The organism is Mycolicibacter acidiphilus (genome assembly GCF_018455725.1).
Taxonomy (GTDB): Bacteria; Actinomycetota; Actinomycetes; order Mycobacteriales; family Mycobacteriaceae; genus Mycobacterium; species Mycobacterium acidiphilum.
The window spans coordinates 1-6783 of sequence record NZ_JAHCLR010000024.1 but is presented as its reverse complement, the minus strand read 5'-3'; the positions used below and the strand labels follow the sequence as shown (position 1 = coordinate 6783).

General features: G+C 72.7%; 5 protein-coding genes and 1 pseudogene. 3 read left to right on the top strand and 3 right to left on the bottom strand.

Going from position 1 to position 6783, the window contains the following annotated elements; translation table 11 throughout:
- From KIH27_RS22595 to KIH27_RS12980, 3 genes and pseudogenes are all read left to right on the top strand, one after another.
- Positions 1-1743 (top strand): annotated as a pseudogene (locus tag KIH27_RS22595) (PE family protein); the annotation flags it as partial.
- 49 nt (positions 1744-1792) lie between these two features.
- Positions 1793-2524 carry an SDR family NAD(P)-dependent oxidoreductase gene (locus KIH27_RS12985; RefSeq protein ID WP_214093374.1) on the top strand — a complete coding sequence of 244 codons (732 nt, stop codon included), beginning with the start codon at positions 1793-1795 and terminating at the stop codon, positions 2522-2524.
- Entirely contained in the window at positions 2521-3699 is a 1179-nt protein-coding gene (locus KIH27_RS12980) for an acyl-CoA dehydrogenase family protein (protein WP_214093373.1), read from the top strand. The genes KIH27_RS12985 and KIH27_RS12980 overlap by 4 nt, the downstream gene beginning before the upstream one ends.
- On the opposite strand, the gene KIH27_RS12975 is transcribed toward KIH27_RS12980, so the two are convergent.
- From KIH27_RS12975 to KIH27_RS12965, 3 genes are all read right to left on the bottom strand, one after another.
- The gene (locus tag KIH27_RS12975) at positions 3700-5151 is read right to left on the bottom strand and encodes a PecA family PE domain-processing aspartic protease (RefSeq protein WP_214093372.1); all 1452 of its coding nucleotides are present in this window, start codon (positions 5149-5151) and stop codon (positions 3700-3702) included.
- A 118-nt stretch (positions 5152-5269) separates the two neighbouring features.
- Positions 5270-6304, bottom strand: coding sequence for a PPE family protein (locus tag KIH27_RS12970; protein ID WP_214093371.1), 1035 nt, complete (start codon positions 6302-6304; stop codon positions 5270-5272).
- 134 nt (positions 6305-6438) lie between these two features.
- A complete protein-coding gene (locus KIH27_RS12965; RefSeq protein WP_214093370.1) occupies positions 6439-6684 on the bottom strand; it encodes a hypothetical protein in 246 nt (81 codons plus the stop codon).
- Between the last annotated feature and the right edge of the window lie 99 nt (positions 6685-6783).

The window sequence follows — 6783 nt, the reverse complement described above, 5'->3', positions numbered from 1 at the left end:
CTCGCCGACGGCGACGGCGGCCAGGCCGGTGACGGCGGGGTCGGCGGCGCCGCGACCGGCGACGGCAGCACCGGCGGCGCGGGCGGCAACGGCGGCATCGGCGGATTGGGCGGACTTCTCTCCGGCGGCACCGGGACCGTCGGCGGCACCGGCGGGGCCGGCGGCGCGGCCAGTGGCGACGCCGCCGTGGGAGGTGCCGGCGGCAACGGCGGTCTGGGTGGCACCACCGGAATCTTCGGCGGTGGCACCACCGGAGTCGGCGGCGCCGGTGGCACCGGCGGAGCGGTCACCGGCACCGACAGCATCGGCGGTGTGGGCGGCAACGGCGGCACCGGCGGCTCACTGGCCAGCCTGGCGCACGCCGGCAATTCCCTCGACTTGGCGCCCACGCTGCCCAGCAGCCTGACCGGTCTACCCGGCGCGATAGGCATCACGGGCGGGGCCGACGGCGGCGCCGGGGGCGATGGCGGCGCCGCCAGCGGCATCGGGAGCACCGCCGGTGACGGCGGCACCGGTGGCGAAGGGAGCGGCGGCCTGTTCGCCGGGGCCACCAGCACCGGCGGTGTGGGTGGCGCCGGCGGAGCCGCCAGCGGCGCCGGGAGCACCGCCGGCAACGGCGGTGATGGCGGCATGGGCTCCGTCACCTTGTTCGGCACCGGCGGCGACGGCGGCACGGGCGGTACCGGCGGCGACGGCGCCGACGGAGCAGGCGCCGGATACGGCGGCAGCGGGGGTTCGGGTGGGATCGCCGCCACCGGGAACGGCGGCACCGGCGGCGCAGGTGGCACCGGCGGCGTCAGCGGTGACGGCGTCGCGGGCCAGGGCGGGAACGGCGGCGCCGGCGGCGCAGGCGTCGGCAATGCCTTCAGCAACCTGGGCAAGTCCGCAGTCCCGGCACCGGTGGAAGGCGGCGGCGGTGGCGGCGGCGGTGGCGGCGGCGGGGCCGGCGACTCCGGCACCGGCGGTGCAGGCGGCGACGGCGGTGCGGGCAACCTCGCCAGCGGCGGCGCTGGTGGCACTGGTGGCGCCGGCATCGACGGCGGTCACGGTGGTACCGGTGGAGCCGGGACCACCGCGAGCAATATCGGTATCACGACCGACGCCACCGGCGGCAACGGCGGCGCCGGTATCGGAGCGGGCAGCACGGGCGGCGACGGCGGCGCGGCCGGCCAGAGCAGCCTCGGTGATGGCGGCAACGGCGGTAACGGCGGCACCGGCATCCACGGCGGCAACGGCGGCAACGGCGGTGACGGCGGCAACCAGGGCTACCCCGGCGGCACGGCCGGCAACGGCGGCAACGGCGGCGTCGGTGACGTGAAGACCGGCGGCAACGGCGGCAACGGCGGCGACAGCGGCAGTCAGGTCGGCAACAGCTACGTCCCGCCGACGAACTCCAGCGGGCAATCGTCGGGAACCTTCTTCGACGGTGGCAACCCCGGCAACGGCGGCAACGGCGGCGACGGCGGCAACAGCACCACCACCGCCGACGGCGGCGTCGGCGGCAACGGCGGGACCGGCGGCAACGGCGGCGACGCCACCGCCGCGGGCAAGGGTGGCGTCGGCGGCGACGGCGGGGCCGGCGGCACCGGCGGCCTGGTCGGTCCGCACGGCGACGGCGCCGGCGGCAACGGTGGCAACGGCGCCACCGGCGGGTCCGACGGCGTGGCCGGTGCGAACGGCGGGACCGGGCAGAACGGCGGCGCCGACGGCACCCCGGGCGGTCCCGGAAGCTCCCGCGCTTGACCCGGTAACGGGGATACCCTGCTAGGGCAGACCTGACAGGGGGCATCCGATGGCCGACCGACTCGCAGTGGTGACCGGTGCCGGCTCCGGCATCGGCCGCGCGATCGCCCTGGGCTTCGCCGCCCAGGGCGATCGGGTGATCGCCGCCGACCTCGATGAACAGGCCGCCCGCGACACCGCCGACCGGCGGCCCAAGCTGATCTTCCCGCTGCCGGTCGACATCGCCGACCGGGCCCAGGTCGACGCCCTGCGGGACCGGGTGCACGCCGACGCCGGGGCACCCGACATCCTGGTGAACGCCGCCGGCTGGGACCGCACCGCGCCGTTCCTGGACGCCACAACGGAGTTCGCCGAGAAGGTGGTGGCGATCAACTACCTGGGCCCGGTGCACATGTGCAGCGCATTCCTGCCCGGGATGGTCGAGGCCGGCGCCGGCCGGGTGATCAACCTGGCCAGCGACGCCGGCCGGGTCGGCAGCGCCGGCGAGACCATCTACGCCGGCGCCAAGGGCGGCGTCATCGCACTCACCAAGTCCCTGGCCCGGGAGATGGCCCGCCACCACGTCACCGTCAACTGCGTCTGCCCCGGCCCCACCGACACCCCGCTGTTCGCCGCCCAGCCGGAGAAGCTGAAAGAGGCTCTGGTCAAAGCGATCCCGTTCCGCCGGCTCGCGAAACCCGAGGAGGTCGCCGCCCCGGTGCTGTTCTTCGCCTCGCCGGCCGCGTCGTTCATCACCGGTCAGGTGATCAGCGTCAGCGGCGGACTTACCATGGCCGGATGAGCGACATGGCACCGTTCGACCCACTGGACCCGCTGAGCCTGGACACCCTGCTCTCCGACGACGAGATCGCGCTGCGTGACAGCGTCGCCGGGTTCTGTGCCGAACACGTCCTGCCGCACATCGCCGAGTGGTTCGAGATCGGTGACCTGCCGGCCCGCGAGCTCGCGAAAGAGTTCGGCCGGCTGGGCCTGCTCGGCATGCACCTGCACGGCTACGGCTGCGGCGGCGCGTCGGCGGTGCACTACGGGCTGGCCTGCGTGGAGCTTGAAGCCGCCGACTCCGGTCTGCGCTCGCTGGTCAGCGTGCAGGGCTCGCTGGCGATGTTCTCGATCTACAACAACGGCTCCGAGGAGCAGAAGCAGCAGTGGCTGCCGGGCATGGCCACCGGGGAGATCATCGGCTGCTTCGGGCTGACCGAACCCGACGTCGGCTCCGACCCGGCGGCCATGACCACCCGCGCCAAGCGGGACGGGTCCGATTGGGTGCTTAATGGCCGCAAGATGTGGATCACCAACGGCACCATCGCCGACGTCGCGGTGGTCTGGGCGGCCACCGATGAGGGCATCCGCGGCTTCATCGTCCCCACCGACACACCCGGGTTCACCGCCAACACCATCCACCACAAGCTGTCGCTGCGCGCGTCGATCACCTCCGAACTCGTCCTCGACGACGTCCGGCTGCCCGCCGATGCGCTGCTGCCGAAAGCCCACGGCGTCCGGGGCGCGCTGGAAAGTCTCTCCGAAGCCCGCTACGGGATCGTCTGGGGTTCGATGGGCGCGGCCCGCTCCGCCTGGCAGGCCGCCCGCGACTACGCGATGACCCGCACCCAGTTCGGCAAGCCGATCGCCGGATTCCAGCTGACCCAGGCCAAACTCGTCGACATGGCCGTCGAACTGCACAAGGGCCAACTGCTGTCACTGCACCTGGGCCGGCTCAAGGACCAGAACGGTTTACGTCCCGAGCAGGTCAGCCTCGGCAAGCTCAACAACACCCGCGAAGCCCTGAAGATCTGTCGCACCGCGCGAACCATCTTGGGCGGCAACGGGATATCGCTGGAGTACCCGGTGATCCGGCACATGGTGAACCTGGAGTCGGTGCTGACCTACGAGGGCACCCCGGAGATGCACCAGCTGGTGCTCGGCCACGCGTTCACCGGTTCGGCCGCGTTCCGCTGATCACCGCTTGTCGAAGATCGTCTCGCCGATGCCGGCGGGGCTCGACGAAATGTACACGGGCCCATACAGGAACGCCAGATCGCCGGTGTTGAACAGGTCGCTCGGGGTCACCGCGGTGTTGGCCGCGGCGCCGGTCGTGTACGAGTACAGCAGGTCCTTGCCGTCGTAGGTGTACACCGACACCGTCGTCCCGGCCGGCAGCCCGCCGGAGCCGAGCAGCGCCGACGGGATCGCCCCGTTCGCACCACCGGAGTCGATGACCGCACCGACGGTCTGCAGCGGGCCGCCGTCGATGCGCACCCCGAGTGAGGTCTCCGGCGCACCGCGGACGACCGCGTCGACGGGCAGCGGGTTGGGGCCGAACTCCAACTCCCCCTTCGGCTCGTCGATGAGGACACCCTGCCCGAGATCGCCCGGCAGCGCCGGGATGATCGTGCTGGTCCCCGGGTAGCCGTCGTCGGGCCCGATGCCGAGGATCCCGACGACACCGGCGCCACCGAAGCCGTTGGCGAAGGCGGTCTCCGATGCGCCGCTGACGACGTCGACGGCGGTGGGTGCGGTGACGATGCCGTCGCCGAAGCTCACCGTGGTCCGGTAGGTGGTGTAGGAGTAGTCCACCTGCTGGGCGTAGTTGGCCGAGCCCGATCCGGTGGCGTCGCCGAGCCCCGCCGATCCGACGTCCTTGGCTTCGATGACCAGGCCGGTGGATCCGGTGTCGACGAGCACCGGCACCATCGGTCCGCCGTTGACCGAGATCAGCACCACCGGTTCGGTGGTGTCGTTCATCTGCAGGGGCACGGTTGCGTTGACCCCGGGTGCCGGGTTGCCGCCACCGTGCGGGGGCGTCGGGGTATCTGAGGTGCCACCGGCCCCGGGGGTGCCGGCCGCCCCGAAGATCACTCCGTCACCGACCCCGGCCGCGCCGCCCTCCCGGCCCGCACCGCCGTCACCGCCGACGCCCGCGAGCGATCCGCCCGCCCCGCCGGATCCGCCGTCCCCGCCCGGGCCGCCGCTGCCGCCGTTCCCGCCGTCGCCGAACAGCCCGGCTGCGCCACCGGCCCCGCCGGCCGCGCCGGCACCGGTGGCGTTGAAGCCGTTGCCGCCGTCACCGAACCACAGCCCGCCGGCGCCGCCGTTGATGTGCGCCGCGGTGCCGTTGGCGCCGTCACCGATCAGGAACTCCCCGGAGACCTTGTTGAGGAACCCGTCGACCGTCCGTCCCTCCGCGCTGGTGATCCAGTCTTGAAGGTCGGTGTGAATCGAGTTGTAGACACCTTCAAAGGGTGTGAACTCAGCATTACTTAAGGCGCTGCCGGCCGTGTCCGTCGACCCGGCGAGGGTGCCGAACCAGTCTGCGAGGTCGGCTTCGTCGGCGTGCGCAGCGGGCCCGGCGGCCAGCGACGTGAGCCCGAGCGTCGCGAATGTGATTGCTGTAAGGCAACTGTCGACCATCGACGACCTGGTCGCGGAGCCGGTTCCCGCCGTTCGGCGACAGTCACGGACACGACGGGAACCAACCATGAAACGTCCTTCCCGGACGATATGCGGCGATGCGGGGAATACACCCAGCTTAGACGACGCTGAGCGCGTCCGTTGCCCTCGGCGCTGCCCGGTCGGCACGCCTCGGCTGTGCACCGCCGTGCTGCGGATGGCCGAGCATCCCGAGCATCGGGGCACCCACCGGGCTACCGGCGACGGCTGCGACAGCACCCGCCGGCGTCGCCGGAATCGCCGGCGTCGAACTGATCCCGCCCCAGGTCAGCGGCACCGACAGTCGGCCGATCGTGCCCGCCCGGCCCAGGCTCGCGGTCGTCGCCGGCCCACTGCCGGACAGCCTGCTCAGTGCAGTGAGCGCGTCGCCGGTTCCCTTGGCACGCACCGCGGTCCGCCCGGTGGCGGGTTTCGGGCGGCCGGCGGCGGCCAGCGAGAGCGTGCGGGCGATCTGCGTCGCGATCGGCAGCGCCGGCCGGGTCATGGTCAGCACCGTCTTGAGAAGCGCGCCCGGCGAGAGCAGTTCCGTTGCCGCCGTGGATCCGGAGCCGTGTGCGGACTGCGGACCGACCGGCAGGGCCGCGGTCGCGAGTTGGTGCGGCAGTGCGGGGATCGTCGGGATCTGCAGGCCGCCTGCGGACGCTGCGTAGGTGTACATCGCCACCGCGTCCTGCGCCCACATGGCGGTGTACTCCATCTCGGCGGCAGCGATGGCCGGGGTGTTCTGGCCGACGACGTTCGTCCGGGCCAGTGCCACCACCCGACCGCGGTTGACGTCGACGGCGACCGGGTGGATGACGCCGGCGTGCGCGGCTTCGTAGGCACCGACCGCAGCCTCGATCGCTGCGACGGTCTGCTCGGCGGACGCTGCGGCGGCGGTCAGCCAGGATGCGTACGGCAGCACCGCGGCGGTCATCTGCGCCGCGGCCGGGCCGGCCCACGACCCGGCGGCCAGGTCGGTGAGGGCCGCCCGGTAGCCGGCGGCAGCGATGTCGAGGTCGGACGCGAGCGTCCGCCAGGCGCCGGCGGCCGTCAGCAACGGCCCTGGACCCGGGCCGGAGTGCAGTCGCCCGGAGTTGACCTCCGGCGGCAACAACCCGTAGTCCAGCAGCACAGCCGCTCCTATTCAGTGATGCACGACACCATTGATAAAGCGAATTGAATTCATCGCACGAATTAGCGCCGCGGCGCCGCTATCCGGTGGCTATTCACCGGATAGCGGCTCCGCGGTGTTCGACGCAGCCGGCCTCAGAGGTTGAGGTCGCCGCCGATCAGGTCGCCGCCGATCAAGTCGCCGCCCAGCGGCCCGTCGCCACCGAACAGATCGCCACCGATCAGCGCGTCGCCATTGCCCAGACCACCGTCGATCAGCGCACCACCGTCGGCGCCGGCGTCCGCGGCGGGCTCGGCGGCGGCGACTGCGGTGGAGAGGAACGCGGCGGCCAGCAGACCGCCACCGAGTGCGGCCACTGCCGCCGGGATACGACGCTTCATGGGAAACCTCGGCGATGTCAAGCGGTGGAAGCAACGGAGTCGGTCAGTAGCTGAGTGAAGACCTCTCTGGGGGTACGGAAGCCGAGGATGGCGCGGGGG

Bases quoted from the DNA above. Each gene is read 5' to 3' on its own strand.
- KIH27_RS12985 (WP_214093374.1), top strand. From the start codon at position 1,793: ATGGCCGACCGACTCGCAGTGGTGACCGGTGCCGGCTCCGGCATCGGC.
- KIH27_RS12980 (WP_214093373.1), top strand. From the start codon at position 2,521: ATGAGCGACATGGCACCGTTCGACCCACTGGACCCGCTGAGCCTGGAC.
- KIH27_RS12975 (WP_214093372.1), bottom strand. From the start codon at position 5,151: ATGGTCGACAGTTGCCTTACAGCAATCACATTCGCGACGCTCGGGCTC.
- KIH27_RS12965 (WP_214093370.1), bottom strand. From the start codon at position 6,684: ATGAAGCGTCGTATCCCGGCGGCAGTGGCCGCACTCGGTGGCGGTCTG.